This window comes from Granulicatella sp. 20925_1_28 (genome assembly GCF_041433575.1).
Lineage (GTDB): Bacteria > Bacillota > Bacilli > Lactobacillales > Aerococcaceae > Granulicatella.
Genome location: NZ_JAPWBS010000004.1, coordinates 94,601 through 119,994, shown reverse-complemented (window position 1 = coordinate 119,994; position 25,394 = coordinate 94,601). Strand labels below are relative to the sequence as shown.

Sequence of the window (25,394 nt, the reverse complement as noted above, 5' to 3'; positions counted from 1 at the left end):
GTAAAATGAGTTCTATTGAGGTACGACACAAACTACTTCTGGGGCATAAAAATCTTTTTGAAGAAGTGTGAGTTCACCAGTTTCTAAGTCACGTTTGAATAGCGTTAAATTGTCTGATTCTTGGTGTCCAACAACGATATAAGCTTCATCGTTACTTAAGTGGAAATCACGAGGAACTGAACCATAACTATCGATTGTTTGTACGAGAGTGAGTAAACCATTTGTGGCATCGACTGAGAATGTGTATAACGCGTCGAATCCACGGTTTGAAGCATATAGGAATCGTCCATCACGAGTGATGTGGATGGCACCTCCCCAAGCTTGTTGGTCTTCGGTTGTTAAAGCAATCTTGTCTAAGTTCGTAAATGTTCCATTCTCTTGATTATAAGAGAGGACTTCTACAGTTGCATCGAGTTCGCAAATTAGATAAGCGATAGGAAGCGTAGGATGGAAGGTCAGATGACGAGGGCCGCTGCCTGCTTTCGTCTTATATTCGGCAACTTCTTCTAATCCAGTTTCCGTACGTCTATACGTGAATACAGTATCGATTCCGAGGTCACAAACTACAATCCATTTTTCGTCTGGTGTGTAATCAGTATAGTGAACATGTGGAGAAGTTTGGTTTGCATGGACGCTAGATCCAGAGTGGACTTTTTTATCTACAAAAGTAAAAGCACCTTCTTCTTTGTCGTAGTGGTATAATTCCACGAATCCTCCGTGATAATTAGCGGTGAGCACGTCTCCTGTTTTTTCGTTATATCGAATGTAGCAAGGAACGGCTTTTTGATCATCGTAGCTTGCTAATGGTTCTACTGGAGAAGTCAGTGCATTACTTGCTGAAATTCCGCAATGTTCTTCACCTTTTCCAACAGCGAATAATAATTGGTCGCTCTTCGAGTATGAAAGATACGTTGGATTGTCGATAGCTGCTTCTAATGTCAGAGATTCTAGTTGGTCAGTTTCTTTGTTAAGAGTTACAGAGTAAACTCCTTTACTAACGCGTTTTGTATAGGTTCCTAAATAAAATTTTTCATTCATACGATTCCCTCCGAATCACAATATAAAATAATTATACAATTTTTTGCAAAATCTAATCAAATGTTAATCATAGAGAGCAAAAATGTGATACACTAGAGGAAAATGTGAAAAGGAGGAACTTTATGGATCATAGACCGGAAAACCAAAAGAAAACATGGTTTTGGAAATGGTTTTTAGATAATCAATTGGTGACAGGATTGCTTATTTTATTATTGCTCCTTGTTAACTTGATTTTATTCTCGCAGACATCGTATTTGTTTAATCCAATTAAAGGATTCATCTCTGCTGTTGGGGTGCCCGTTGCTTGCGGCGCGGTAGTTTACTACTTAGTAAAACCCGTTTATGATTTTCTAGTTAATAAAAAGGTGCCAAAAGGCATTGCGATTTTAGCGGTGATGTTAGGAGTTATTTTCCTATTTATCGCGGTAGTCACAAGTTTGGTACCGATTATCCAAAAGCAATTGCTAGATTTAGTGTCACAGTTGCCTTATTATTATCAAATTATCAGTGATCAAGTTGAAAAGTTCATGCAATCTAGTTGGTTTACAGCTTTGCAGGAACAATTTAATACGATTAACATGGATTTCATTCAATCGATGACAGAACGTTTAAATGGAGTGTTAAACCTTACATTTAGCGGTATCGGAAGTGTGTTTGGAATCGTAGGGAATATCGTGATTACACTGATGACAATGCCAGTTATTCTTTATTATTTATTGAAAGATGGAAATAAAGTCATTCCTTCCATCACACGAGTATTTCCGACTCGTTCACGTCATAAAATTAGCGTGATGTTACATGAAATGAACCAACAAGTCAGCTCATATATTCGTGGACAAATCCTAGTAGCTATCTGCGTTGGTGTGACATATACGATTGGGTATTCAATCATTGCATTGCCGTATGGCGTAACAATTGGGATGATTGCAGGAGTATTAACCATTATTCCTTACATTGGTTCTATTATTGGACTAAGTATTGCACTTGTCATTGCCTTTGTTACTAGCCCATCTATTGCTTTACAAGTGTTATTAGTATTTGTGATTGAACAGTTGATTGAAAGTCGTCTGCTTCAACCATTAATTCTTGGTTCATCATTGAAGATGCATCCAGTAACGATTTTAGTGATTTTACTAGCTGCTGGTAAAATGTTTGGACTAACAGGATTGTTGATTGCGGTACCTGTTTATGCAGTTATTAAAGTATTTGTAACTCACTTCTTTGCATGGTATAAAGACTATTCTGGTTTGTATTACACTCCAAAAGAGGAAGTTGAAGAGACCGTCGAAGTTGTTATGATTGAAGAAAATTAAAACCAAATCTCTCTTACGAAACGTAATGTTTAGTAAGGGAGGTTTTTTTATGCTTTTTATGATAGGTGTGATTGGAGCAGTTATAGGAAGTTTTGTAAATGTAGTCAGTGTGAGGGGGACTAAAGGAGAAGATTTTGTTCATGGTAGATCCTATTGTCCTCATTGTCATCATTCACTACATGCATTGGATTTAATACCGATTCTTTCTTATCTCTTTTTACGTGGGAAGTGTCGCTATTGTAAACAGCCAATTTCTATCCGCTACTTCATAGTAGAAATAATATTTTCCATTTTATTTTGTCTAGTAGCTTATTTAAAATCCCCATTGGAAATTGTTGGCTACTTTTTTTGCACAATCTGTATGCTGATAGCGTTGATGGATTTCGATTCATATGAAGTAGATTTACGCTTGTTATTCATTTTAGCAATCGTAGGACTCTATAACAGAATGAATGCTGTCGAAGAAGCTATTTTATCTATGATGATTGGGCTTGTATTGTACAGTACGGTTTATGGTGTTGGAAAATGGATTTGGAAAGAGGAAGTTTTCGGAATGGGAGATGTATACTACTTAACAACATTAGGTCCCTTCTTTTCACTAAGTCAAATTCTCTTTATCGGACTCTTTTCTTTTATTATTGGCGGGGGAGTAGTGATTAGTTGGATGCTTCTAACAAAAGGAAATAAGTTACATGCAAAAATCCCTTTTGCTCCATTTATCAGCATTAGTGCTCTACTGACTTATTTATTTTCTATTCAATGGATTTAATGTTTTAGTTCTATTTTAACTAAAAGAGATAATCTATGAGAGAACTATAAATACATCAAAGTGTATCTAAAATGTATACAAATGTTTGCAAAACGTGGAAACATTTTGACAGAATACTAGTTATCCTAATGCTGAATAATTATAAAAAATAACCCGTGTAACATTTTTGTTACACGGGTCTTTTTGTCTATGCATTTTTTAAACGTTGACGCTCAGCCGCTGTTTCGATAATACGATCAGCTAAGTGTTGGTTTCTTACTAAGATTGGGCCGTGGAAGTATGAGCAGAATACATTTTTATAATGACATCCTTCAACATGATCTTCTTCGTTATTTCCGAATCCTTTAACAACTTTACCAAGTGGTTTCATATTTTTACCAAGATATGTTCTACCGATATGGTTTTCGTAGCCTAAATAAGTCTCACCAAACTCTTCATTAAAGATTTCAATATCCCCAATTAAGCGACTTGGAAATTGTCCATTGGTACAAACATCAATAGCGCTAATACCGTTTAGGCGTTCTCCGCTTGCATTCACGTAGTAGCGACCAAGTAATTGGAATCCACCACAAATCGCAACGACAACACCATTATCTTCGATGTATTGGATGAGAGCCTCTTTTTTATTTTGAAGGTCTTTAGCAACAACGGTTTGTTCGAAGTCTTGACCGCCACCAAACATCACAATATCAAAGTCTTCAGCGTTAAAATCTTCTTCTAAACTAATTAAAGTAGTTTCCACTTCGTAGCCTAATTTTTTCGCACGGTGTTGCAACATGAGTAAGTTCCCATTGTCACCATAAGTGTTCATTAGGTTTCCATATAAATGACAGATTCTTAATTTCATCCGTTCATCCCTTCCTTGAGGTATCCTTCTTTGGCAAAGTCTTTACGTAAGTCGAGTAGAGCAGTATAAGTTGCTAGTACATTGACTTTCTTAGTTGGAGCTTTGCGAATCCAATCGATTAATTCCGCATTTGTTTTAAAGACTTTCATATTTTCAAATCCTGCAACTTCCATACGAACACCAAGGTCTTCAACACGGATACCGCTAATGGCAGTATCAATCGCATTCAAGGCATGTAATCCTTCGAAATCTCCATCCCAAATCCAGCTCACGTCTTGACCATCCGCAGGGTTATCGTTTAAGAGAACTCCTAAACTGAATGGTTCTTTTTCGTAAGATAATAATTGGACGATTTGGTTAAATCCGACTGGGTTTTTAATTAAGTTCAACATGACTTCTTTATCTTCAACATCAAAAGTTTCTTGACGACCAAAGACGCGTTGTGCTTTAGAGAACCCTTCTTGGATTTCTTCAGTAGATAAACCAAAGAATTTTGCAGCAGAGTAGGCTGCTAATGCGTTATAAATATTATAGAGTCCTGCAATTGGAATTGAAAAAGAAGTACCGTCAATATCAAATGAAGAACCTGTTAGAGATAATTCATTTAGTGCAGTGACTGCATAATTCAATTCAGGACGTTTGAAATCACATTTTGGACAATAGTATTTTCCAAGGTTGCTATAAGTAATGCTCTTATAGTGCAAGATTGATTGGCAATGAGGGCAAAGAACACCATCAGTATTGTAGTGCGCCATCATTTCGCTATCTTCAGCATTGTTAAATCCGAAATACTCACGAGGATTTGGAGTGTCCACACTATTAAAAATAGGAGCATCCCCATTTGCTAAAATAGTTGCACTTGGTGCAAAAGCAGCACCATCTAGCATTAATTGATAGGTTGTATAAATTTCTCCAAAACGGTCCATTTGGTCGCGAAAAATATTCGTGAACACAAATAGTTTTGGTTCGATATATGGAGTGATGTGGCGAATTGTCGCTTCATCCACTTCAAGAACAGCGATATTCTTCTCCCCAGTTTTTGGAGAGTGGTTTAAAAATGTTGAAACAATCCCTTGAGTTAAATTAGCTCCAGTAGGGTTTGTTAAAATATTTGGATATTTTTGTTTTAACAATTGAACAATCAGTGAAGTTGTTAAAGTTTTCCCGTTTGTCCCGCTGACGATAATGACATCGTAGTTTTCAGCGAGTGATTTTAAAATATTTGGATCGATAGCATGAGCTACTTTCCCTGGCAGGCTACTACCGCCTTTTGTAAAAGTCTTCAGAGCCCAGCGAGTAAATCTACCAGCTCCTAAGGCAACTTGTGTTCTAAGATTCAATTTAGACGATCCTTTCCGTTAATATACTTCACTATTGTAGCATATTTTCATGAAAAGTGGTTTATAAAAACGTTTTTAAAATTTTATTAAAATTGTTTGTGAAAAATCGCCTGAAATAACGGTTTTTCTTTGCACAAAGGTACCCATTTATCGTAAGATATTAAAGGTATAGTTTAGCAATTGGAGGGATAAATGTGGCACAATTGTTTTTTAAATATGGTGCAATGAATAGTGGAAAATCAATCGAAATTTTAAAGGTTGCACATAATTATGAAGAACAAGATAAACCGGTTTTATTATTTACGAGTGCAATTGACGACCGTGACCAAGTAGGATATGTATCCAGTCGTATCGGAGTAAGACGTGAAGCCATTCCGATTTTTGACGATACACCTATTTACGAAATTGTCGAAGGTCAAGCGGTGAAACCTTATTGTATTTTGATTGATGAATCTCAATTCTTATCAAAACAACACATTCTCGAACTCGCTCGAATTGTTGACGAATTAAATATTCCAGTAATGGCATTTGGCTTAAAGAATGATTTCCAAAACGAGTTATTCGAAGGCTCTAAATACTTATTACTTTATGCTGATAAAATTGAAGAAATTAAAACGATTTGTTGGTATTGTCATAAAAAAGCAAGTATGAATATGCGCGTAGTGGATGGTGTTCCAGTGTATACGGGAGAACAAATTCAAATTGGAGGCAATGATGCCTATTATCCAGTTTGTCGTTATCATTATAATCATCCTGGTGAAGAACGCTTATAAGAGAAGATAAAGGAGAAAAGTATGTTCGATCAATTAGATAGTTTTATTATTCGTTATGATGAACTTTCAGAGTTATTAAGTGACCCGGAAGTTATCGGCGATACAAAACGTTTCATGGAATTAACAAAAGAAGAAGCAAACTTACGACCAAAAGTAGAAACGTTCAAACGTTATCAACAAGTGGTTGAAGAAATTAGCGACACAGAGGAAATGCTTGGGGAAAGCTTAGATGCTGAAATGGCAGAAATGGCTAAAGAAGAATTAAGTGCCCTCAAAAAAGAAAAGGTAGAATTAGAAGATAAAATCAAATTCTTACTGTTACCAGAAGATCCAAACGATGGCAAAAACATCATCATGGAAATCCGTGGTGCAGCTGGTGGAGATGAAGCTGCACTCTTTGCGGGAGATCTTTTGAACATGTATCAAAAATACGCTGAAGCACAAGGATGGCGTGTAGAAGTGATGGATGCCAATGTAACAGGTATCGGTGGATATAAAGAAGTTATTTTAATGATTACAGGGGATAATGTATTCTCTAAATTAAAATATGAATCTGGTGCTCACCGTGTACAACGTGTTCCATCAACTGAATCTCAAGGACGTGTGCATACTTCAACAGCTACAGTCGTTGTTATGCCTGAAGCAGAAGAAGTAGAAATTGAATTAGAAGATAAAGATATTCGTGTGGATATTTACCATGCATCAGGTGCTGGTGGACAGCACGTTAACAAGACTGCATCTGCCGTACGTTTAACTCACTTGCCAACAGGAATTGTTGTTGCTATGCAAGATGAACGTTCACAATTGAAAAACCGGGAGAAAGCGATGAAAGTATTACGTGCGCGTGTGTATGACAAGATTTCTCAAGAAGCGCAATCTGAATATGATGCAAACCGTAAGTCTGCAGTAGGTACAGGGGACCGTTCTGAACGTATTCGTACGTACAACTTCCCACAAAACCGTGTTACAGACCACCGTATTGGTTTAACTCTTCAAAAGCTAGACCAAGTGTTAGCTGGAAAAATTGATGAAATTGTCGATGCTTTAATTCTTTATGATCACACAGAAAAATTGGAGCAATTAAATAATGGAAGCAACTAATCCAACGAACCAAGAAGTCCTCATTAGGGCTTCTTGTTTTTTAGAAGAAAAACAACCGAAATTAGGGCATGAGGAATGCCAGCATCTTGTCAGAGAATTGATGTTATATAAGAATCAATGGACTTTATCTCAATTTTTATTAAATTTACGCCAAGAGGCTACTGTGACTTTTGAAGACTTAGAAGGCGAGTTACTACGTCTTAGTGAGTTTGAACCATTGCAGCAAATTACAGGAGTGGCTGAATTTCTAGGGGAAGAATTTATGGTCACAAAGGATACTTTAATTCCTCGTCCAGAAACAGAAGAACTTGTTTTAAAAGCACAGTCCTTTTTAGAACAGTGCCCTGTTGGGAGAGTTCTAGAAATTGGAGTTGGAACAGGATGTATAATTTTGAGCCTGGAAAGACTAGTAGGCCTTCATCATTATATAGGGTGTGATATTTCAGAGGAAGCGCTCGTTGTTGCTAAGAAGAATCGGGATAAGTTTAGTCTTCAAACCGAATTAATTTACAGCGATGTGTACAGCAATGTTCCACATGAGAAATTTGAATGTATTATTAGTAATCCACCGTATATTGCTTTTTCTGAAGAAGTATTAATGGATGAATCGGTGAGACGCTATGAACCAAAACAAGCGTTATTTGCAGAACGTGAGGGCCTTGCGATTTACGAAAAGATTGCCCACCGCTTAGAAGAGTATCTAACAGATAGTGGCCAAGCCTTTTTTGAAATTGGATTTAAGCAAGGACCAAGCGTGCAACGAATTTTTAGTGAAGCTTGTCCGAATCGAAAAGTAACGATCCATAAAGACATTGCAGGTATGGACCGAATGATTATTGTGAGTGGAAAGGAGGTGCGGTAATGGAAACACAAATTTTTACAAAAGAGAACTTAGATATTGCAGCTAAAGCCTTGCAACAAGGTGAAATTGTTTCTTTTCCAACGGAAACGGTATATGGATTAGGAGCAATCGCAACAAGTCAAGAAGCTGTTTTAAAGGTGTTTGAAGCCAAAGGACGTCCAAGTGATAATCCACTGATTGTTCATATTAGTGATATCCAGCAGATGACTTCTACTGTAGAAGATGTTCCTGACATTGCACTAACTTTAGCGAAGGCATTTTGGCCTGGACCACTTACGATGATTCTGAAGGCAAAACCAGGAATTTATGCTCCGGCCTTATCTGCCGGACTTCCAACGGTGTCATTTAGAATGCCAAATCATCCTGTCACATTAGAGTTAATCACGAAGGTAGGTATTCCTCTTGTAGGGCCAAGTGCGAACCTTTCAACGAAGCCAAGCCCAACAAAAGTAGAGCATGTATTCGAAGATATGAATGGCCGTATTCGTGGAATCGTTGACGGTGGTTCATCTACTGTCGGTGTAGAGTCGACGGTGATTGACTTAACAAATGAAGAAGGGCCAGTGATTTTAAGACCAGGTGTGATTACGAAGAATCAAATTGAATCGGTAATCGGACCTATTCAATCTTCTATCACGACAAAAACAGGGGAGAAGGAAGTGCCAAAATCTCCTGGCATGAAATATCGTCATTACGCACCAAAAACTCCAGTATTTGTGGTAGAAGGTACAGTGGAAGCTTTTGAAGAAGCTATCGATCAATACAAAGTACAAGGAAAAACAGTGGGTGTGATGGCTCAAAGCGCTATTGTAGATGCCTTTGAAAATAAAGTTGAAGGTACTTACAAGATGGGGGCGAGTGTGGATGATATGAACCGTGCGTTGTTCGATGCTTTGAGGTCATTGGATCACTTAAAATTAGATGTTATTTTAGCCGAATCTGCTCCTGAAACAGGAGTAGGAATCGCGTATATGAATCGTTTGAAAAAAGCGGCATCAACCGTTCTATAGAAGAACTCATAGGTTTTCTACAAAAGCCTATAATGTGATAAAATAGAAAAGGTAAGAAAAGAAAGGGGTAGTTGAATGAGTCAATTTACAGAAGATAAGATCATCTTTGAGACGATTGAAAAAGAATTACATCGTCAACAACAAGGGATTGAATTAATTGCATCAGAAAACTTCGTATCTGAAGGAGTTTTACGTGCACAAGGAAGTATTCTAACGAATAAATATGCAGAAGGGTATCCAGGACGTCGCTACTATGGCGGATGTGAATATGTGGATGTCATCGAGCAATTAGCGATTGATCGTGTAAAAGAATTGTTTGGTGCAGAATATGCCAATGTTCAACCACACTCAGGTTCTCAAGCAAATATGGCTGCGTATCGTGCACTAGTGAAGAAAGGCGATAAAATTTTAGGGATGGACTTAAACCATGGTGGGCACTTGACTCACGGAATGGGAGTAAATTTCTCTGGACAAGATTATCACTTCGTTTCTTATGGAGTAAATCCAGAAACTGAAACTATTGACTACGATGAATTAGAACGTATCGCTAAGGAAGAAAAGCCACAATTAATCGTGGCTGGAGCTTCAGCGTACCCACGTGAGATTGACTTCAAACGCATTAGTGAAATTGCTAAAGAAGTTGGAGCTTACTTTATGGTGGATATGGCCCATATCGCTGGGTTAGTTGCTAAAGGAGCTCATCAAAATCCAGTTCCATATGCTGATGTTGTGACATCAACAACACATAAAACATTACGTGGACCACGTGGCGGTTTAATTTTAGCAAAAGAAGAATTTGGTAAAAAATTAAACAGTGCGATCTTCCCTGGAATCCAAGGTGGACCCCTAGAGCACGTGATTGCAGGTAAAGCAGTTGCATTCCATGAAGCTCTTCAACCAGCATTTGGTGAGTATATCGAGCAAGTCGTGAAAAATGCTAAAGCTATGGCACAAGTGTTCGAAGGAACAGTGATTCGTGCGATTTCAGGTGGTACAGATAACCATCTATTACTCCTAGATATTAAAGATACTGGATTAAACGGTAAAGAAGCGCAAGAATTACTCGACACTGTTGGAATTACAGTGAATAAAAATGCCATTCCATTTGATACATTACCACCTGTTAAAACAAGTGGAATTCGTGTCGGAACGGCAGCTATTACAACACGTGGTTTCGATGAAGCTGCGGCGAAAAAAGTAGCTGAGTTAATCCTTACAACATTAACACATCCTGAAAATGAAGAAGTATTAAACACGGTTCGTCAAGAAGTGAAACAGTTGACGGAAACTTTCAAATTATACGCGTAACGAAGTAAATGTAAAGGTTGGTTTCAGATTATGAAAATAATAATAAGTTTTCAAACTGAGACTAGATATTTAACTGATTTTTAGGTAAAATAATAGAAGTGACACTAATGTATTGGAAGGAGAATGACAAATGGGTAAATTTCACGTACTTGATCATCCGTTAATTCAACATAAATTGACAATGATTCGTCAAAAGGATTGTGGAACAAAAGTTTTCCGCGAAGTTGTAAACGAAATTTCAATGCTAATGGCTTATGAGGTTTCTAGAGATCTGCCTCTTGAAGATGTAGAAATCGAAACTCCACTTGTTAAAACAACATTGAAAACCTTAGCTGGTAAAAAAGTTGCTATCATTCCGATTCTGCGAGCAGGACTTGGAATGGTTGATGGAATTCTCGAATTAATCCCAGCAGCCAAAATTGGGCATGTTGGTATGTATCGTGATCATGACACATTGCAACCTGTTGAGTATTTCGTGAAGTTACCTTCAGATATTTCTGAAAGACAATTGTTTGTCGTTGATCCTATGTTAGCAACTGGGGGATCTGCAGTAGCTGCTATTGACGCACTGTTGAAGCGTGGTGCACAACCTAGCTCAATTAAATTTTGCTGTCTTGTAGCTGCTCCAGAAGGTGTAGAAGTTCTACGTAAAGCTCACCCAGATATCGACATCTACGCAGCAGCGTTAGATGAAAGATTAAATGAACATGGATACATTCTTCCAGGATTAGGAGATGCTGGAGATCGTTTATTCGGAACCAAATAATAAATTTACATAGTCAACGCTTTTGCGATAGACTATTGCCACCAAATCTGACAATAATCACCGTACTGAGCGTAAAACTCAAAGTATAGGATTATTGTCAGTTTTTTTATTTGGTGTAAAGGAGGGGAAATAAGAAACATGGAAGCAACACCAAAAGTGGTTGAGATTTTTGGATTGTCGTTTTCAGTTCCGATTTTGATTTCATGTGGGGTTAGTGTTTTACTAATCGCATTGTTTACAATTTTTGCTTCAAGGAAGGTTTCGATGAAGCCTGGTAAGTTGCAAAATGCTTTAGAAGCTCTTATGGACTTCACGAAGGGTATTGTAAACAGTGCAGTTGATGAGAAAACAGCACAAACGTATTATTTATACATTTTCTCACTGTTTTCTTTTGTACTAGTCGCTAATATGGTTGGGCTAATTATCTTTATTCACTATGAAGATCACAGCTATTTTGCCAGTCCAACAGCTAGCCCGATAGTATGTTTAGCCTTAGCGCTTATGACAACATTAATCGCACATTATTCTGGTGTACAGAAAATGGGACTCAAAGGATATATTCAACATTCTTACTTAAGTCCGATGTCGATAATGCTCCCAATCAAATTGATTGAAGAGTTTACGAACACAATTACGTTGGCATTCCGTCTCTACGGAAATATTTATGCCGGCGAAGTGTTATTAGGATTGATTGTGATGTTCTCATCCGCAGCAGGACTAATAACCTATATTCTTGCAATTCCACTAGGAGTAGTATGGCAAGGATTTTCAGTGGTAATTGGAGCTATTCAAGCGTACGTATTCTGTACGTTGACAATGGTTTACATCTCACATAAAGTAATGAAACATTAATTTTAAGAAATGAGGAATTTATAATGACAGAATTAGCAGCAGCAATCGCAGTAGCAGGAGCAGCTTTAGCAGCAGCCTTTGGTAACCAAGCAGTTATCGTAAAAACAATTGAATCAATGACACGCCAACCAGAAATGAGCAATGAATTACGTTCAACAATGTTCATCGGGGTTGCCTTAATCGAAGCGATGCCAATCTTCGCCGTATTAATCGCTCTTATCCTTGTATTCGTTAAATAATCCAACAAATGGAATTATTGTCGCAAAGGAGGGGTGAGAGATGTTTGAAGTAATGTTATCAGGTAATGTCAGTACAGTTTTAGGCGATACTTTAGTCGTATTAATTTCAATGACGTTGTTACTATTCTTGGTGAAATTCTTTGCTTGGGATAAAGTAAATGCCATGTTAGAAGCACGTCGAGATAAAATTGCTAAAGATTTAGACGAAGCTGCTGAGAAAAGAAAATCAGCGGAAGAAATTCAGGCTAATGCCAACGAAATTATTCATAACGCAGAAGTGAAAGGTAGCGAAATCTTAGATAACGCTCGTGAAGCAGCTTCAAAAACGCAAGATGAAATGATTAAAGAAGGTAAAGATGTGGTCTCTCGCATGAAAGCAGATGGACAACGTGAAGTCGATTCAATGAAACAACGTGCCATTGCGCAAGTGCAAGATGATATTGTAGACCTATCGGTTCAACTTGCTAGTCAAATTCTTGAAAAAGAAGTGACAAAAGAGAAACATCAAGAAGTAATCGAAGCCTTCATTAAGGGGTTGGAAAATAATGGTTAAATATCATAAAGATATCGTTAAAGAAGCCAGCCATTTTTATGCGAAGGCAAAATTCGAAGGTCACTTAGAGCAGGTGACGAATGAACTCCAAGCAATTTTAGCAGGAATTCAAAACACTTCGACGTTTAGACAGATGATGCATTTAGAGCATGTCTCTTATGACAAAAAGTTATCTGTATTAGAATCAGCATTTGGACATTTATCAAAAGAAACACAAGAGTACTTAGCAACATTCCCGTCTGAAGATGGTTCGATGAATATTGTAGAAGCACTAGAAGCGTTCTTAGATATTTACAATGCTAACAAATTAGAGATTGTTTCTGCGATTCCTTTAACGAATGAGCAGATGGATCGTATTGCAACTGCATTCCAAAATAAAACACATAAAGAATTTGATTCTTGGGTGAATACCGTTGATCCTTCAGTGATTGGTGGCGTTCAAATTAAGACAAAAGAGTATTTATTAGATGGAACGATTGCAAACAAACTAAAACAATTCAAAGAGAAAATTAGCCAAACAGGATTAAAGAGGTGAGATGGCATAAATGGAAATGAGTAATATTACAGCGAGAATTCGTGACCAAATCGCTTCTTTTGAAACGAAAGAACAGATTGAAGAAATCGGTGAAGTTTCCTTCATCGGGGACGGAATTGCTCGTGTCATCGGTCTTACAAATGTAATGGCTGGAGAATTAGTAGAATTTGAAAATGGCGCCTACGGGATGGCCCAAAACTTAGAAAAAAACGATGTTGGTGTCATCATCTTCGGAGGATATGAAAATATCCATGAAGGAGAACCTGTTAAACGTACAGGACGTATCCTTGATGTTCCAGTAGGAGATGCATTGATTGGTCGTGTTGTCGATGCGTTAGGTCGTCCAATTGACGGTCTTGGTGCTATCGAAACAACGAAAAAACGTCCAGTAGAAAATGAAGCACCTGGCGTTATGCAACGTCAAAGTGTAAAGCAATCATTACCTACAGGATTAAAAGTAGTCGATGCTTTAGTACCAATTGGTAAAGGGCAACGTGAGTTAATCATCGGTGACCGTAAAACTGGTAAAACAAGTATCGCAGTGGATGCAATTTTGAACCAAAAAGGTAAGAATACATTATGTATTTATGTAGCCATTGGTCAAAAAGAATCTACGGTTAAAGCTCTTGTTGAAACGTTAAAACGTTACGGAGCAATGGAATATACAACGGTTGTATCAGCGAGCGCTTCTCAGCCAGCACCAATGCTTTACATTGCACCATATGCAGGTACTGCAATGGGTGAAGAGTGGATGTATCAAGGACGCGATGTATTAATCGTGTACGATGATTTATCAAAACAAGCTGCAGCATATCGTGAAATTTCCCTATTACTTCGTCGTCCACCAGGTCGTGAAGCATATCCAGGGGATGTATTCTACTTGCACTCACGTTTACTAGAACGTGCAGCAAAATTAAGTGATGAATTAGGAGCAGGGTCATTAACAGCCTTACCAATCATCGAAACACAAGCCGGAGATATTTCTGCATATATCCCAACAAACGTAATCTCTATTACAGATGGACAAATCTTCTTAGAAAGTGATTTATTCTACTCAGGGGTACGTCCAGGGTTATCTGCCGGATTATCTGTATCTCGTGTTGGGGGTTCTGCCCAAATTAAAGCGATGAAGAAAGTTTCTGGTACATTACGTATCGACTTAGCAAGTTACCGTGAGTTAGAAGCCTTCACTCAATTTGGTTCTGACTTAGATGCGGCAACGCAACAAAAATTAAATCGTGGTAAACGTACGGTTGAAGTCTTGAAACAAGATGTTCACCAACCATTACCTATCGAGTATCAAGTATCGATTTTATTTGCTTTAACACATGGTTTATTAGATGCGATTCCAATCGACCGTATTAAACCATTTGAAAAAGCGTTATATCAACATTTAGAAAGCGAACATAGAGATTTATTAAATGAAATCCGCGATCAACATGTGATTTCGGATGAAGAGAAATTCTACAAAGTAATTGAGAATTTCAAACAAATTCATTTATTTGAACGTGTTCAATAAGCGTAGAAAGGAGAGGTGACCTGAATGACGGCTTCCTTAAATGATTTAAAGAAGAGAATTGTTTCAACAAAGAAAACAAGTCAAATCACTAGCGCCATGCAGATGGTCTCTGCAGCAAAATTAGCCAAATCAGAGCAAGCAGTGCGTCACTATCAAGACTACGCTCAAAAAATCCGTGAAGTTGTAACTCACTTACTATACGCAAATCACAATAAAGAAGAGATTGTCGATGAAACGTCAGAGGACGGAGAAGTAGTAACTTCTTTTATCGACTATCACGACTTATTAATTGAACGTCCGGTTAAAAAGACTGGATACTTAGTGATTTCATCTGACCAAGGACTTGCTGGGAGTTACAACTCTTCCATTTTCCAAGCAACAAGAGAAATGTTAGAGTTAGACCACCAGTCTAAAGATGAATATGTCATCTTAACGATTGGGGATGCTGCAAGTCGCTTCTTCAAGAAGATGGGAGTCGATGTACGTCTTGAAATTAATGACGTGTCGGATATTCCAACCTTTGAAGAAGTAAGAAAGATTGTGTCAAGTGCGGTCCAAATGTTCCGTGACGGTGAATTTGATGAGTTTTACGTTTGCTATAATCACCATGTAAACGCACTGTTATCAAATTACCGTGTTGAAAAAATGTTACCAATTATCGACTTGGACGCGGAAGAAGCAAAAGAGTACGAATTGGATTATATTTTTGAACCGAACAAGGAAATTATTATGGACATCTTGCTTCCACAATATGCAGAATCGCTTATTTACGGAGCCATTATCGATGCCAAATCAGCAGAACATGCATCTCGTATGACTGCAATGAGAAGTGCAACTGATAATGCTAAAGATTTAATCAGTAACTTAACACAAGATTTGAACCAGAGACGACAAGCGCAAATTACACAAGAAATTACAGAAATTGTCGGTGGAGCAGCCGCTCTGGAAGAACATTAGGATTTTAGAAGGAGGAAAATGGATTGAGAACTGGAAAGATTTTACAAGTTGTAGGGCCAGTTGTAGACGTGGTATTTCCTTTAGAAGAAGGCGTTCCAGATATTCATAATGCATTACAAGTTGTGAAAACAGCCAATGATGGTAGCGAAACAACTGTTACTTTGGAAACTGCTGTAGAATTAGGAGATGGTGCAGTTCGTACAATCGCCATGGAATCTACAGATGGTTTGCAACGTGGCATGAAAGTGATTGACTTAGGACGCACAATTAGCGTTCCTGTGGGTCCTGAAACATTAGGTCGTGTATTCAACGTTCTTGGAGACACGATTGACTTGAAGGAACCATTCCCAGAAGATTTCACAAGACATGAAATCCATAAACCAGCACCAAAATTTGAAGAATTAAACAGTCAATACGAAATTCTACAAACAGGGATTAAAGTAATTGACCTTTTAGCACCATATCTTAAAGGTGGTAAAATCGGTTTATTCGGTGGTGCCGGTGTAGGGAAAACCGTATTAATTCAAGAATTGATTCATAATATTGCTGAAGAACTTGGTGGTATTTCAGTATTTACAGGAGTAGGGGAACGTACTCGTGAAGGGAACGACCTTTACCATGAAATGCAAGATTCAGGTGTATCCGCTAAAACAGCGATGGTGTTTGGACAAATGAACGAACCACCAGGAGCTCGTATGCGTGTAGCACTAACAGGGTTAACGATTGCGGAATACTTCCGTGATATTGAAAAACAAGACGTGCTTTTATTTATCGATAACATTTATCGTTTCACACAAGCAGGTTCAGAAGTATCAGCCCTGCTTGGACGTATGCCTTCTGCCGTAGGGTATCAACCAACACTTGCGACAGAAATGGGTCAATTACAAGAACGTATCAGTTCTACTAAAGACGGATCGATTACATCTATTCAAGCGATTTACGTGCCAGCCGATGACTATACTGACCCGGCTCCAGCAACAACATTCGCCCACTTAGATGCAACTACAAACTTAGAGCGTCGTTTAACAGAACAAGGAATTTATCCAGCGGTGGATCCACTTGCTTCAACTTCAAGTGCTCTAACTCCAGAAATTGTTGGGGAAGAACACTATGAAGTAGCGATGAAAGTACAACAAATGCTACAACGTTATCGTGAATTACAAGACATCATTGCCATCTTAGGGATTGATGAATTGTCAGATAGCGAAAAAGTTATTGTAAACCGTGCAAGAAGAATTCAATTCTTCTTATCACAAAACTTCCACGTTGCCGAAGCATTTACAGGGCAACCTGGTTCATACGTTCCGATTAAAGATACGGTTCGCGGATTTAAAGGAATTATTGATGGTTTATATGATGATATTCCAGAAGATATGTTCCGTAACGTAGGACCAATCGAAGACGTGATTAAAAAAGCTAAAGCAGCAGGGTTTTATGGAGGAAACTAAAGATGGCTGAACATGAATTACTGGTCGTTGTCACAACACCAGAAGGAAAAGTGTATAACCATCGTTCCTATTCTGTGAGTGCCGATGCAGTCGATGGCGGAATCACCATACTACCGCATCATGCTCCAATCATGCTTCCTTTAAAAATCGGGGCTCTTCGAGTGAAACGATTCTTAGAGGATTCCCCAACTGATTATATTGCAATCGGTGGAGGAGTTATGGAAGTGCGGGATAATGTCGTAACGATCATTGCCAACGTGGCTGAGCGTGCAAGAGACATTGACGTGACTCGTGCAGAACAAGCCAAAGATAAAGCTGAAAAAGTGATTAGCGATAGTAGTCGTTCTCAAAGTGATGTAGAGCGTGCAAAAATTGCTTTAAGTAAGGCAATCAACCGTATTGGTGTTTCTAAACATAGAAGAAAATAAATAAGAGAGGATGTTTTCATCCTCTCTTTTATAGAAACGAAAAACACTAGCAGAGAATTCTGCTAGTGTTTTTTGATTTTATAAGATTTCTTTGATGTATGTTTCGAGTTCTTCTTGAGTTAGAACGCCGGCCGTTTTTTTAACAATCTTTCCATCTTTATCGACAAAGATTAGGGTTGGAATTTCTGTAATCTCGTGATATTTTTGGAAGCTTGAATCAACGTCAGAGTAATAGTTGAGGGATAGAGAATGCTCTTTTAAGTATTTCTTTCCGTTCTCAATCGGTTCTTTCTGACTGATCATCGCTACACCAACAAATTCAACTTTGTCTGCATATTTTTCTTTTAATGTATTTAAAATTGGGAGCTCTTGTTGGCAATCTGGACACCAACTTGCCCAAGCGTAGTAGACTGTTGGCTTTCCGTTAAAGTCTTTTTCAGTTAATTTTTTTCCGCTTGCGTCTTGGAATACGACGTTTGCATCAGCAGGTTTGCTGCTTGATGGTAATAAATAAAATGTAGCTAATCCTGCAACCATCAGTGCTGCAAGAGCCAATAAAAGTTTTTTCATAAAAATCCTCTTTCTAATGATTATTCGTGAATATCAAACACGTATTTGTGGCCTTGTGTAAGGCTATGGTAGAATCCTTTACCGTCATATAAGTGGAATACTTGTACGCCAGCAATGTCTTCTTCGTTAGGGTAAACATCTTTTACGAATGGGTTATCTTTAAGAACTTCTTCAAGACGTTCACGACCAATTTCTTTTACAACACCTTCGATACGAATCACTTGGATTAAGTAATCTTCGCTCTTCATAGCAGTAATGGCAACTTTTTGGTTGTTTTGTAGTTGTTTGTAGAAGTTTGTTTTTGGACTAGTCATAAAGAACACGCCTTTTTCGTTTGCAACACCAATATGGATATGACGCGCATGAGGTTGGTTGTTCTCATCTGCAGTCGCGACAACAGCTACATTCATTTCTTCTAAAATACGTAAAATTTCATTGACTTCCATGGTGATTTCTCCTAACTGTTTTCTTTTTATTTTATCATAGATTGTTTTATGAAAGAAGACTTGCGATTTCGTCTCGAATTTGTTCAGGCGTTGTAGTCGGAGCAAAACGTTTCAAAATCGTTCCATCTTTAGCTACGAGGAATTTCGTGAAATTCCATTTTACCTTTTCGCCGAAAAGACCAGCAGTTTCTTTCTTTAATAACTCAAATAAAGGATGTGTTTCTGGACCATTTACCTTAACCTTACCAAACATTGGGAAAGTCGTATTGTATGTCAATTGGCAATGTGCGACTGCTTGTTCAGCAGTGAGAGGCTCTTGGCCAGCAAATTGATTACAAGGGAATCCAAGAACTGTGAATCCTTTGTCCTTGAATTCTAAATAGAGTTTTTCTAGACCGTCAAATTGTGGAGCGAGTCCGCATCCGCTTGCGGTATTCACAATTAGCAGTAATTGTCCTTTATAGTCTTCTAGAGTAGTTACATCTCCACTTACTGTAGGGACTTCGATTTCATAAATTGACATTCATTTTCCTCCTTTCTTAAATAAGGTCATAGTGTTTTAATCCGTTGATAATGCCGTTATCTGTATTGTCCGTTGTAATAAATTCTGCAATTTCTTTGAGTACAGGGATGGCATTTCCCATAGCGACAGGATGCGTCACTGCTTGAAGCATCTCGATATCGTTTGGACCATCTCCGAATGCGTAAGTTTCAGCATCTTCTTGATTTAAATACTCTAAGAAGCGTTTGATTCCTTCCGCTTTTGAATTCCCTTTTGAAATCACATCGACTGAGTACGGTGTGTTCCGTAGGAAATCAAGATTAGGAAATGCTACTTTATATTTTTCTTCCGCTGGTGGAAGACAGATAAAGAGCAACATGTTAATCGGATTATCTATATAAAAATCTGCGTTTAGTGCAGGTGGATTCGTGTGAATAAATCCGTAAGCATCCTTAGCTCCATCTGTGGATTCTACTAAGTAGAATTCTTTGTCATTATAGGCCGTAAACCCATATCCATCTTCTTTTACCATTTGATGGAATTTCTTCACCATTTCAGTTGGAATTTCTGAAGAATAAACACGCTTGCCTTGATAAAGAACGACTTGACCGTTCATAAAAATTCCTGAGTGGATATTGGCACTCTCCATAATATCGCGTGTTTCAGCAGAAGAACGTCCTGTTGCGATAAAGGGTTCATACCCGTTGTTTTTTAGCGTTTGAATGGCTTTGGCTGTAGCGACGTCCACTTTTGACTCGCCGTTTAAAAGTGTTCCATCCAAATCAAAAAATACAAAACCTTTCATTCCGTCACTCCATTCATTTTGTCTTTTTCTATTATACCATGTTTCGAAGGATTTTAATTGTAGTTCGAATTGAAAACATTTCGCGTGAAAGAGTAGAAATATCGTAGTTTTTATGTTAAAATTGAAAAGAATTTTAGTTAAGGAGGGAATCCTTTGTACAATTTGATTTTATCACTGATGGTTGTGGTATGCGTATTATTAATTATTGTTGTTGCAATGCAACCTTCAAAAACAAATGCTGCGAATTTAACAGGTGGAGCAGAGCAATTATTCGGTAAACAAAAGGCACGTGGTTTTGAGGCATTCTTAATTCGCGTAACAGTTGTTTTAGGAACAATCTTCATGTTATTAGCATTTGCATTAGCATACATTTCATCAAAATAATAAATTTAAGTACAATTGTTCGGACATCCAACCAATTGTACTTTTTTATTTGGCAGATTAGAGGAGAGTTATATGGAAGCACTATGGTTAAGAAAAGAAAGCAATACAAGAGCGGTGATTTTATTTCATGCTTATACAGGAACACCTGCGGATGTGAGAATGCTTGCGCAGTTTTTACATCGTCATGATTATGCAGTCTATGTTCCAGTATTTTCTGGCCATGGAACTCCAGATGTGGAAGATATCTTAGCAAGTTCTCCTGAGGCTTGGTACGATGATGCTAAACGTGCTGTCGACTTTGTTCGAGGACAAGGCTATCACACGGTTAGTGCCTTTGGATTATCGATGGGCGGTATTATGGCGACTAAATTAGCAACCGAACATCTAGTGGAATATGCGGGCACATTTTGTTCTCCGGTATCTTCTGGGAATCCTCAGTTGCCAGGACTGTTTCAAAGTTTTATGATGTATGCGAAGGCATCTTATAGAAATGTAGGACGACCATTTGATGAAGCTGAAATGAAGGAAAAAGCACAAACACAATTAGCACACATTCAATCATTTTCAAGTGACGTTGCTTCACATTTAGACGAAGTGACAGGAAGTTTTTATATTGCACAAGGGGAACAAGATACACTTGTCGATCCAGAGTCTTCTCTTGAATTAAAAGAGGGCCTCATTAACGCACAAGTGGAGTTACATTGGTATGAAGAAGCAGGGCATGTGATTACGGTTAGTCCTGTTAGAAAGGAATTCCAAGAGACTGTTCTCTCTTTTCTAAATCAACAAGAATGGAGGTAAAGAAATGAGACAATCATTAGAAGAAATCTTAATGAATTTCTTTATGGAACATGAATCCGAAAGTTTTTTTGTTCAAGAAATTAGTGAGCATTTCGGATTTACTGCTTCAAAGGACTTTAAGATTTTAGTGAAACAATTAGCTGACCTCGAAGATTCTGGAAAAATTGTATTGACACGACAAGGTAAATTTGGATTCAATCAAAAAAATCGTACGTTAGAAGGAACATTCCGATTAAACGATAAAGGATTTGGTTTTGTAACAGTTGAAGAAGGCAAACCAGATATTTTTATCCCAAGAACGGATGTCCATGGCGCTATGGATGGAGACACAGTTGCGATTCGTATCGTTCAAGAAGAAAATCCTTATAACGATAAAGCCGCAAGCGGAACGATTGTGAAAATCTTAGAACGCGCTGTGAAGCAAGTGGTGGGGATTTATACACGTTATCCATCGAAGATTATGCTGCAAACAGGCTATTGTGGCGAAATTGCAATAAAAGATTCTAAATTAAAGAAAACGAAATGTTATGTGACTAGAAAGGGATTAAACCCAGTTGACGGAACCGTCGTTATTGCCGAAGTGGAACATTATGAAACAGAGCGTCACGAACTCGTCTTGAAGGCGCATATCGTCAAAGAAATCGGCTATAAAGACGCTGTCGGCATGGACATTTTAATGATTTTACATCAATTAAAAATCCCAACAGTATTCCCAGAATCAGTATTAGAGGAAGCCAACCGTGTGAGTGAAACCATCTCACCGGAAGAACTAGAAGGGCGTGTGGATTTACGCCAAGAATTAACCGTGACGATTGACGGAGCAGACGCCAAAGACTTAGATGATGCGGTGGCTCTTGTTAAACGCGAAGATGGAACCTTTGTATTAACGGTATCCATCGCTGATGTTTCTTATTATGTAACGGAAAATTCCGAAATGGATAAGGAAGCATTTGAACGCGGAACGAGTGTGTATTTAACGGACCGTGTTGTTCCAATGTTACCGCAACGATTATCCAATGGAATCTGCTCGCTTCATCCATATGAAGAGCGATTAACGTTAACAGCCCGCATGGAAATCGACCGTAGCGGAACGATTTACCAGCATGAGATTTTTCCAAGTGTGATTCAATCGAACGAGCGATTAACGTATGATGAAGTGAACGTATTATTCAATACGAATGAAGCTTCTGAAAAAATCACTCCAGAGATTGCTGAAATGCTATGGAATATGAAGGAATTACATACGATTCTTGAACGTAGACGTACGGAACGTGGAGCGATTGACTTTGATACACAAGAAGCAAAAATTCTGGTGGATGAAAAAGGAGCGCCAACAGAAATCGTACTACGTGAACGTGGTATAGCAGAGCGACTCATCGAGTCCTTTATGCTTGCGGCGAATGAAACAGTGGCCCGTCACTATGAACAATTGAAGGTGCCATTTATCTATCGTATTCACGAAAATCCAGATAGCGAAAAACTCCAACGATTCTTAGAGTTTATTACAGCGTTTGGAATTACGATTAAAGGGAAGAACGATTCGATTACACCGAAGAAATTGCAAAAAGCCTTGAATGAGGTGCGTGGTGAGCCGTATGAAGCGGTGGTATCGACGATGATGCTGCGTTCTATGAAACAAGCTAAGTACGATATTACGCCAACGGGACACTATGGACTGGCAGCGGAAGACTATACGCACTTCACTTCGCCAATTCGTCGTTATCCTGACTTAATCGTCCATCGTATGATTCGTCATTACGGAAAACGTCCAGGTCATTTATCGAAGAAAGAAGAAACGCTTCTGGAAGATAAATTACAACAAATTGCAGACCAATCGTCTCGTATGGAACGACTTGCAGTACAGGCTGAACGCGATGTGAACGCATTGAAAAAAGCTGAATACATGCAAGACAAAGTCGGCGAGGAATTCGATGGTATCGTAAGCTCAGTTACAAAATTTGGAATGTTTGTCGAGTTAGCTAATACCGTAGAAGGATTAATTCATATTTCTCACTTGAAGCAAGACTACTTTAACTTTATTGAAAGCCACATGATTTTACTTGGGGAACGTACGGGTGTTAGTTACCGTATCGGTGACCGTGTTCGTGTGAAATGTGTGAAAGTAGATGTGGAAGCTAGAGAAGTCGATTTCCTACTCGTAGAAGATGCAAAATTGGCCAAAACAGAACGCCCAAGAAAAGGCGAACGCTTTGATGAAAAGTCTTCTAAGAAAGGCAAAAAATCAAAAGGACGCCAACGCTTTAAAAAAGCAATTAAAACGAAAAAGAAAAGACGCTAGGAGGTTCGTGAATGCCTAAAGGAACGAACGATAAAGTGCTCGCACAAAATCGAAAAGCAAGTCATGACTATACCATTCTCGAAACGATTGAAGCTGGGATGGTCTTAACTGGAACAGAAATCAAATCGGTTCGTCAAGCGCGTATCAATTTAAAAGATGGATACGTGAGCTTGAAGCAAGGAGAAGCTTTTCTTGTAGGTGTCCATATTAGTCCGTTTGAACAAGGGACACTGTTCAATCATGACCCATTAAGAACGAGAAAATTATTGCTTCATAAAAAGCAAATCAACTATTTACTAGAACAAGTAAAGCAAGCCGGAAATACGGTAGTGCCGCTGAAGGTCTACATAAAAAATGGCGTTGCGAAGTTGTTAATCGGAGTTGCGAAAGGGAAGAAAAATTACGACAAACGTGATGCCTTAAAGCAAAAGGATATGAAACGCGAAATCGATCGTGCAATGAAAGAGAGATATTAAAGAGAAAGGCTGGACAAATTGTCCAGCCTTTTTTGCATACAAAAACAGTTCATTACCATATATGGTAATGAAATATTTCAAAAAAGAATTCCGTTTCATATTTGTTTCATATTGGAAGTGCAAACTAATAGTACAGAATAGGAAAGGATGTGGGAGAGCACATGGATTGGAAAAAGAGAGCAGGTGCGTATCTTGTGCGCAAGAAGATTCGTACAGGAATATTATTTTTCATCATGATGCTAATTACAGCAGCCGTCTTGGCGGTACTCTCGATGCAAGAAAGTACAGGGAAGGTTCAAACGAAGCTATTAGAATTATCCAATTCGGGATTTCAAATAGAATCGCTCTTACAAGATGGAAACATCGAACAAAAGAAGTTGTTCCAAGTAGAACAAGTTGAGGGAGTGAAAGAGGCGCAGTATGAATTTGATGGCATTGGTCAACTAGAAGACGCAAAGGCTGTTGAAAGAGAACAAGCGGTCCAACTCGATCAAGGGAATATGGGAGAACTGGTGGGGTATCATGGTGTCACTTCTAGCAATCAGGAGCTAAATTTTGCTAGTGGTGCGCTAAGTCTTAAAGAAGGCCGTGCGTTAACGAAAGACGATTCCGGAAAAGTTCTCGTACATGAAGAACTTGCAAAAGAAAACAATTGGACAGTCGGAAGCAAGATTAAATTGAAGAACTTCCAAAACGGGGACGCTACTGCAAACAGTAAAGAAGTAACCGTCGAAATCGTTGGAATCTTCAACGGGAAATTATCGGAGCAATCGACAGGGTTGACGAGTGACTTAACAGAAAATCGCATCTATATGGATTATAAAACGAGTCAATCATTAATCGGGAAAGATGAATCGAATGCGATTGTTCACCGTGCGATTTTTACGGTGAAAGATCCATCAAAACTAGATGAAGTGATTTCAAGAGTAAAAGAACTTCCTCTCAAGTGGGATAGCATGCAACTTTCTAAAAATGAACAAGTATTTGAGCAGGTAGCCTCGCCTATCCAAAACTTTAAATCGCTCATGACATTGTTGACGAGCTCTGTATTTGTATTAGCAGTAATTGTTTTATTTTTAATTTTATTATTTACATTAAGAGAAAGAATTCATGAGTTTGGAATTTTGATGTCGGTTGGAATTTCAAGAAAAGAAATTATCGCGCAAATCTTATTAGAACTCTATACTGTTGCGGCGACGAGCTCGATTTTCGCTCTTATGTTGGGAAGCTTTGTAGCCAAGCAATTTTACACTGGTCTCTTATCTTCGGATGAGATTCCAATACAAGTGAAATCATTATTTGAATCGAGCTTGCCAGAGTTCAGTCTGATGCAAGGACTGCTAACCATTGGAGTCGTACTTATCATTATTGCACTAGCTGTTCTATTTAGTACGGCAGTTATCTTAATGAAGAAACCGAAGAAAATTTTAAGTCAAATGAACTAAGGAGTGTT

28 protein-coding genes are annotated in these 25,394 nt (G+C 38.3%); 21 read left to right on the top strand and 7 right to left on the bottom strand.

The features are described from left to right. Nucleotides 1–12 precede the first annotated feature (12 nt). Nucleotides 13–1,038, bottom strand: a complete 1,026-nt coding sequence (locus tag O3793_RS03785) for a lactonase family protein (protein ID WP_371445770.1) — start codon at nt 1,036–1,038, stop codon at nt 13–15. Nucleotides 1,039–1,160: 122 nt separating this feature from the next. Here O3793_RS03785 and O3793_RS03780 point away from each other — a divergent pair, with 122 nt between their 5' ends. Together O3793_RS03780 and O3793_RS03775 are read left to right on the top strand one after the other, a co-directional pair. After that, nucleotides 1,161–2,351 carry an AI-2E family transporter gene (locus O3793_RS03780; protein WP_371445769.1) on the top strand — a complete coding sequence of 397 codons (1,191 nt, stop codon included), beginning with the start codon at nt 1,161–1,163 and terminating at the stop codon, nt 2,349–2,351. Nucleotides 2,352–2,400: 49 nt separating this feature from the next. Further along, nucleotides 2,401–3,120: an A24 family peptidase gene (locus O3793_RS03775; RefSeq protein WP_371445768.1), complete on the top strand. Its 720-nt coding sequence runs from the start codon at nt 2,401–2,403 to the stop codon at nt 3,118–3,120. 187 nt (nt 3,121–3,307) lie between these two features. Here the strand turns inward: O3793_RS03775 and O3793_RS03770 are convergent, their stop codons facing one another. Further along, complete coding sequence (locus O3793_RS03770; protein WP_371445766.1) at nt 3,308–3,967, bottom strand: type 1 glutamine amidotransferase; 660 nt, start codon at nt 3,965–3,967, stop codon at nt 3,308–3,310. Then, complete coding sequence (locus tag O3793_RS03765; protein WP_371445764.1) at nt 3,964–5,307, bottom strand: MurT ligase domain-containing protein; 1,344 nt, start codon at nt 5,305–5,307, stop codon at nt 3,964–3,966. The genes O3793_RS03770 and O3793_RS03765 overlap by 4 nt, the downstream gene beginning before the upstream one ends. Nucleotides 5,308–5,501: 194 nt before the next feature. Between O3793_RS03765 and O3793_RS03760 the strand changes: the two genes are divergently transcribed. The 14 genes from O3793_RS03760 (at nt 5,502) to O3793_RS03695 (ending at nt 17,658) form a co-directional block, all read left to right on the top strand. Then, complete coding sequence (locus tag O3793_RS03760; protein WP_048711092.1) at nt 5,502–6,080, top strand: thymidine kinase; 579 nt, start codon at nt 5,502–5,504, stop codon at nt 6,078–6,080. Between the two features lie 21 nt (nt 6,081–6,101). Beyond that, the gene (prfA, locus tag O3793_RS03755) at nt 6,102–7,181 is read left to right on the top strand and encodes a peptide chain release factor 1 (RefSeq protein ID WP_285252720.1); all 1,080 of its coding nucleotides are present in this window, start codon (nt 6,102–6,104) and stop codon (nt 7,179–7,181) included. Beyond that, nucleotides 7,168–8,043, top strand: a complete 876-nt coding sequence (prmC, locus tag O3793_RS03750; RefSeq protein ID WP_371445761.1) for a peptide chain release factor N(5)-glutamine methyltransferase — start codon at nt 7,168–7,170, stop codon at nt 8,041–8,043. The genes prfA and prmC overlap by 14 nt, the downstream gene beginning before the upstream one ends. Beyond that, complete coding sequence (locus tag O3793_RS03745) at nt 8,043–9,053, top strand: L-threonylcarbamoyladenylate synthase (RefSeq protein WP_371445760.1); 1,011 nt, start codon at nt 8,043–8,045, stop codon at nt 9,051–9,053. The genes prmC and O3793_RS03745 overlap by 1 nt, the downstream gene beginning before the upstream one ends. Nucleotides 9,054–9,128: 75 nt before the next feature. Beyond that, complete coding sequence (gene glyA / locus O3793_RS03740; RefSeq protein ID WP_371445758.1) at nt 9,129–10,361, top strand: serine hydroxymethyltransferase; 1,233 nt, start codon at nt 9,129–9,131, stop codon at nt 10,359–10,361. A gap of 130 nt (nt 10,362–10,491) precedes the next feature. Then, a complete protein-coding gene (upp, locus tag O3793_RS03735) occupies nt 10,492–11,127 on the top strand; it encodes a uracil phosphoribosyltransferase (protein ID WP_048784310.1) in 636 nt (211 codons plus the stop codon). A 138-nt stretch (nt 11,128–11,265) separates the two neighbouring features. Beyond that, a complete protein-coding gene (gene atpB, locus O3793_RS03730; protein ID WP_048784308.1) occupies nt 11,266–11,979 on the top strand; it encodes a F0F1 ATP synthase subunit A in 714 nt (237 codons plus the stop codon). 23 nt (nt 11,980–12,002) lie between these two features. Continuing rightward, a complete protein-coding gene (atpE, locus tag O3793_RS03725; RefSeq protein WP_048711085.1) occupies nt 12,003–12,218 on the top strand; it encodes a F0F1 ATP synthase subunit C in 216 nt (71 codons plus the stop codon). 40 nt (nt 12,219–12,258) lie between these two features. Next, on the top strand, nt 12,259–12,771 hold the full coding sequence (gene atpF, locus O3793_RS03720; protein ID WP_285252120.1) for a F0F1 ATP synthase subunit B: 513 nt from the start codon (nt 12,259–12,261) through the stop codon (nt 12,769–12,771). Next, nucleotides 12,764–13,306: an ATP synthase F1 subunit delta gene (gene atpH, locus O3793_RS03715; RefSeq protein WP_371445754.1), complete on the top strand. Its 543-nt coding sequence runs from the start codon at nt 12,764–12,766 to the stop codon at nt 13,304–13,306. The genes atpF and atpH overlap by 8 nt, the downstream gene beginning before the upstream one ends. 10 nt (nt 13,307–13,316) lie before the next feature. Beyond that, nucleotides 13,317–14,825 carry a F0F1 ATP synthase subunit alpha gene (gene atpA / locus O3793_RS03710; protein WP_371445752.1) on the top strand — a complete coding sequence of 503 codons (1,509 nt, stop codon included), beginning with the start codon at nt 13,317–13,319 and terminating at the stop codon, nt 14,823–14,825. A gap of 24 nt (nt 14,826–14,849) precedes the next feature. Further along, nucleotides 14,850–15,782 carry a F0F1 ATP synthase subunit gamma gene (locus O3793_RS03705; RefSeq protein ID WP_371445751.1) on the top strand — a complete coding sequence of 311 codons (933 nt, stop codon included), beginning with the start codon at nt 14,850–14,852 and terminating at the stop codon, nt 15,780–15,782. Nucleotides 15,783–15,805: 23 nt separating this feature from the next. Beyond that, nucleotides 15,806–17,230 carry a F0F1 ATP synthase subunit beta gene (gene atpD, locus O3793_RS03700; protein WP_371445749.1) on the top strand — a complete coding sequence of 475 codons (1,425 nt, stop codon included), beginning with the start codon at nt 15,806–15,808 and terminating at the stop codon, nt 17,228–17,230. 2 nt (nt 17,231–17,232) lie between these two features. Continuing rightward, complete coding sequence (locus O3793_RS03695; RefSeq protein WP_371445747.1) at nt 17,233–17,658, top strand: F0F1 ATP synthase subunit epsilon; 426 nt, start codon at nt 17,233–17,235, stop codon at nt 17,656–17,658. Between the two features lie 78 nt (nt 17,659–17,736). Here the strand turns inward: O3793_RS03695 and O3793_RS03690 are convergent, their stop codons facing one another. The 4 genes from O3793_RS03690 to O3793_RS03675 are packed head-to-tail and all read right to left on the bottom strand — an operon-like array spanning nt 17,737 to nt 19,981. After that, nucleotides 17,737–18,228, bottom strand: coding sequence for a TlpA family protein disulfide reductase (locus O3793_RS03690; RefSeq protein WP_371445745.1), 492 nt, complete (start codon nt 18,226–18,228; stop codon nt 17,737–17,739). A 20-nt stretch (nt 18,229–18,248) separates the two neighbouring features. After that, on the bottom strand, nt 18,249–18,674 hold the full coding sequence (locus O3793_RS03685; RefSeq protein WP_371445744.1) for a pyridoxamine 5'-phosphate oxidase family protein: 426 nt from the start codon (nt 18,672–18,674) through the stop codon (nt 18,249–18,251). Between the two features lie 46 nt (nt 18,675–18,720). Further along, on the bottom strand, nt 18,721–19,197 hold the full coding sequence (locus O3793_RS03680) for a glutathione peroxidase (RefSeq protein WP_371445743.1): 477 nt from the start codon (nt 19,195–19,197) through the stop codon (nt 18,721–18,723). Nucleotides 19,198–19,213: 16 nt separating this feature from the next. Beyond that, nucleotides 19,214–19,981, bottom strand: coding sequence for a Cof-type HAD-IIB family hydrolase (locus tag O3793_RS03675; RefSeq protein WP_371445742.1), 768 nt, complete (start codon nt 19,979–19,981; stop codon nt 19,214–19,216). 153 nt (nt 19,982–20,134) lie between these two features. Here O3793_RS03675 and secG point away from each other — a divergent pair, with 153 nt between their 5' ends. From secG to O3793_RS03650, 5 genes are all read left to right on the top strand, one after another. Continuing rightward, nucleotides 20,135–20,365, top strand: a complete 231-nt coding sequence (gene secG / locus O3793_RS03670) for a preprotein translocase subunit SecG (RefSeq protein ID WP_298647714.1) — start codon at nt 20,135–20,137, stop codon at nt 20,363–20,365. A 72-nt stretch (nt 20,366–20,437) separates the two neighbouring features. After that, the gene (locus O3793_RS03665; protein ID WP_371445741.1) at nt 20,438–21,166 is read left to right on the top strand and encodes an alpha/beta hydrolase; all 729 of its coding nucleotides are present in this window, start codon (nt 20,438–20,440) and stop codon (nt 21,164–21,166) included. 4 nt (nt 21,167–21,170) lie between these two features. Further along, on the top strand, nt 21,171–23,465 hold the full coding sequence (gene rnr / locus O3793_RS03660; protein ID WP_371445739.1) for a ribonuclease R: 2,295 nt from the start codon (nt 21,171–21,173) through the stop codon (nt 23,463–23,465). Nucleotides 23,466–23,476: 11 nt separating this feature from the next. After that, nucleotides 23,477–23,941 (top strand): SsrA-binding protein SmpB, encoded by a 465-nt coding sequence (gene smpB, locus O3793_RS03655; protein ID WP_005604901.1) that lies wholly within the window; start codon nt 23,477–23,479, stop codon nt 23,939–23,941. A gap of 161 nt (nt 23,942–24,102) precedes the next feature. Then, a complete protein-coding gene (locus tag O3793_RS03650; RefSeq protein WP_371445737.1) occupies nt 24,103–25,386 on the top strand; it encodes an ABC transporter permease in 1,284 nt (427 codons plus the stop codon). Nucleotides 25,387–25,394 lie beyond the last annotated feature (8 nt).

Coding starts and splice junctions, on each gene's coding strand:
- O3793_RS03770 (WP_371445766.1), bottom strand. CDS start 3,967: ATGAAATTAAGAATCTGTCATTTATATGGAAACCTAATGAACACTTAT.
- prfA (WP_285252720.1), top strand. CDS start 6,102: ATGTTCGATCAATTAGATAGTTTTATTATTCGTTATGATGAACTTTCA.
- atpB (WP_048784308.1), top strand. CDS start 11,266: ATGGAAGCAACACCAAAAGTGGTTGAGATTTTTGGATTGTCGTTTTCA.
- O3793_RS03780 (WP_371445769.1), top strand. CDS start 1,161: ATGGATCATAGACCGGAAAACCAAAAGAAAACATGGTTTTGGAAATGG.
- glyA (WP_371445758.1), top strand. CDS start 9,129: ATGAGTCAATTTACAGAAGATAAGATCATCTTTGAGACGATTGAAAAA.
- prmC (WP_371445761.1), top strand. CDS start 7,168: ATGGAAGCAACTAATCCAACGAACCAAGAAGTCCTCATTAGGGCTTCT.
- atpE (WP_048711085.1), top strand. CDS start 12,003: ATGACAGAATTAGCAGCAGCAATCGCAGTAGCAGGAGCAGCTTTAGCA.
- O3793_RS03785 (WP_371445770.1), bottom strand. CDS start 1,038: ATGAATGAAAAATTTTATTTAGGAACCTATACAAAACGCGTTAGTAAA.
- O3793_RS03680 (WP_371445743.1), bottom strand. CDS start 19,197: ATGTCAATTTATGAAATCGAAGTCCCTACAGTAAGTGGAGATGTAACT.
- upp (WP_048784310.1), top strand. CDS start 10,492: ATGGGTAAATTTCACGTACTTGATCATCCGTTAATTCAACATAAATTG.
- O3793_RS03675 (WP_371445742.1), bottom strand. CDS start 19,981: ATGAAAGGTTTTGTATTTTTTGATTTGGATGGAACACTTTTAAACGGC.
- atpH (WP_371445754.1), top strand. CDS start 12,764: ATGGTTAAATATCATAAAGATATCGTTAAAGAAGCCAGCCATTTTTAT.
- O3793_RS03685 (WP_371445744.1), bottom strand. CDS start 18,674: ATGGAAGTCAATGAAATTTTACGTATTTTAGAAGAAATGAATGTAGCT.
- atpF (WP_285252120.1), top strand. CDS start 12,259: ATGTTTGAAGTAATGTTATCAGGTAATGTCAGTACAGTTTTAGGCGAT.
- O3793_RS03650 (WP_371445737.1), top strand. CDS start 24,103: ATGGATTGGAAAAAGAGAGCAGGTGCGTATCTTGTGCGCAAGAAGATT.
- O3793_RS03690 (WP_371445745.1), bottom strand. CDS start 18,228: ATGAAAAAACTTTTATTGGCTCTTGCAGCACTGATGGTTGCAGGATTA.
- O3793_RS03695 (WP_371445747.1), top strand. CDS start 17,233: ATGGCTGAACATGAATTACTGGTCGTTGTCACAACACCAGAAGGAAAA.
- smpB (WP_005604901.1), top strand. CDS start 23,477: ATGCCTAAAGGAACGAACGATAAAGTGCTCGCACAAAATCGAAAAGCA.
- atpA (WP_371445752.1), top strand. CDS start 13,317: ATGGAAATGAGTAATATTACAGCGAGAATTCGTGACCAAATCGCTTCT.
- O3793_RS03665 (WP_371445741.1), top strand. CDS start 20,438: ATGGAAGCACTATGGTTAAGAAAAGAAAGCAATACAAGAGCGGTGATT.
- O3793_RS03775 (WP_371445768.1), top strand. CDS start 2,401: ATGCTTTTTATGATAGGTGTGATTGGAGCAGTTATAGGAAGTTTTGTA.
- rnr (WP_371445739.1), top strand. CDS start 21,171: ATGAGACAATCATTAGAAGAAATCTTAATGAATTTCTTTATGGAACAT.
- O3793_RS03745 (WP_371445760.1), top strand. CDS start 8,043: ATGGAAACACAAATTTTTACAAAAGAGAACTTAGATATTGCAGCTAAA.
- O3793_RS03705 (WP_371445751.1), top strand. CDS start 14,850: ATGACGGCTTCCTTAAATGATTTAAAGAAGAGAATTGTTTCAACAAAG.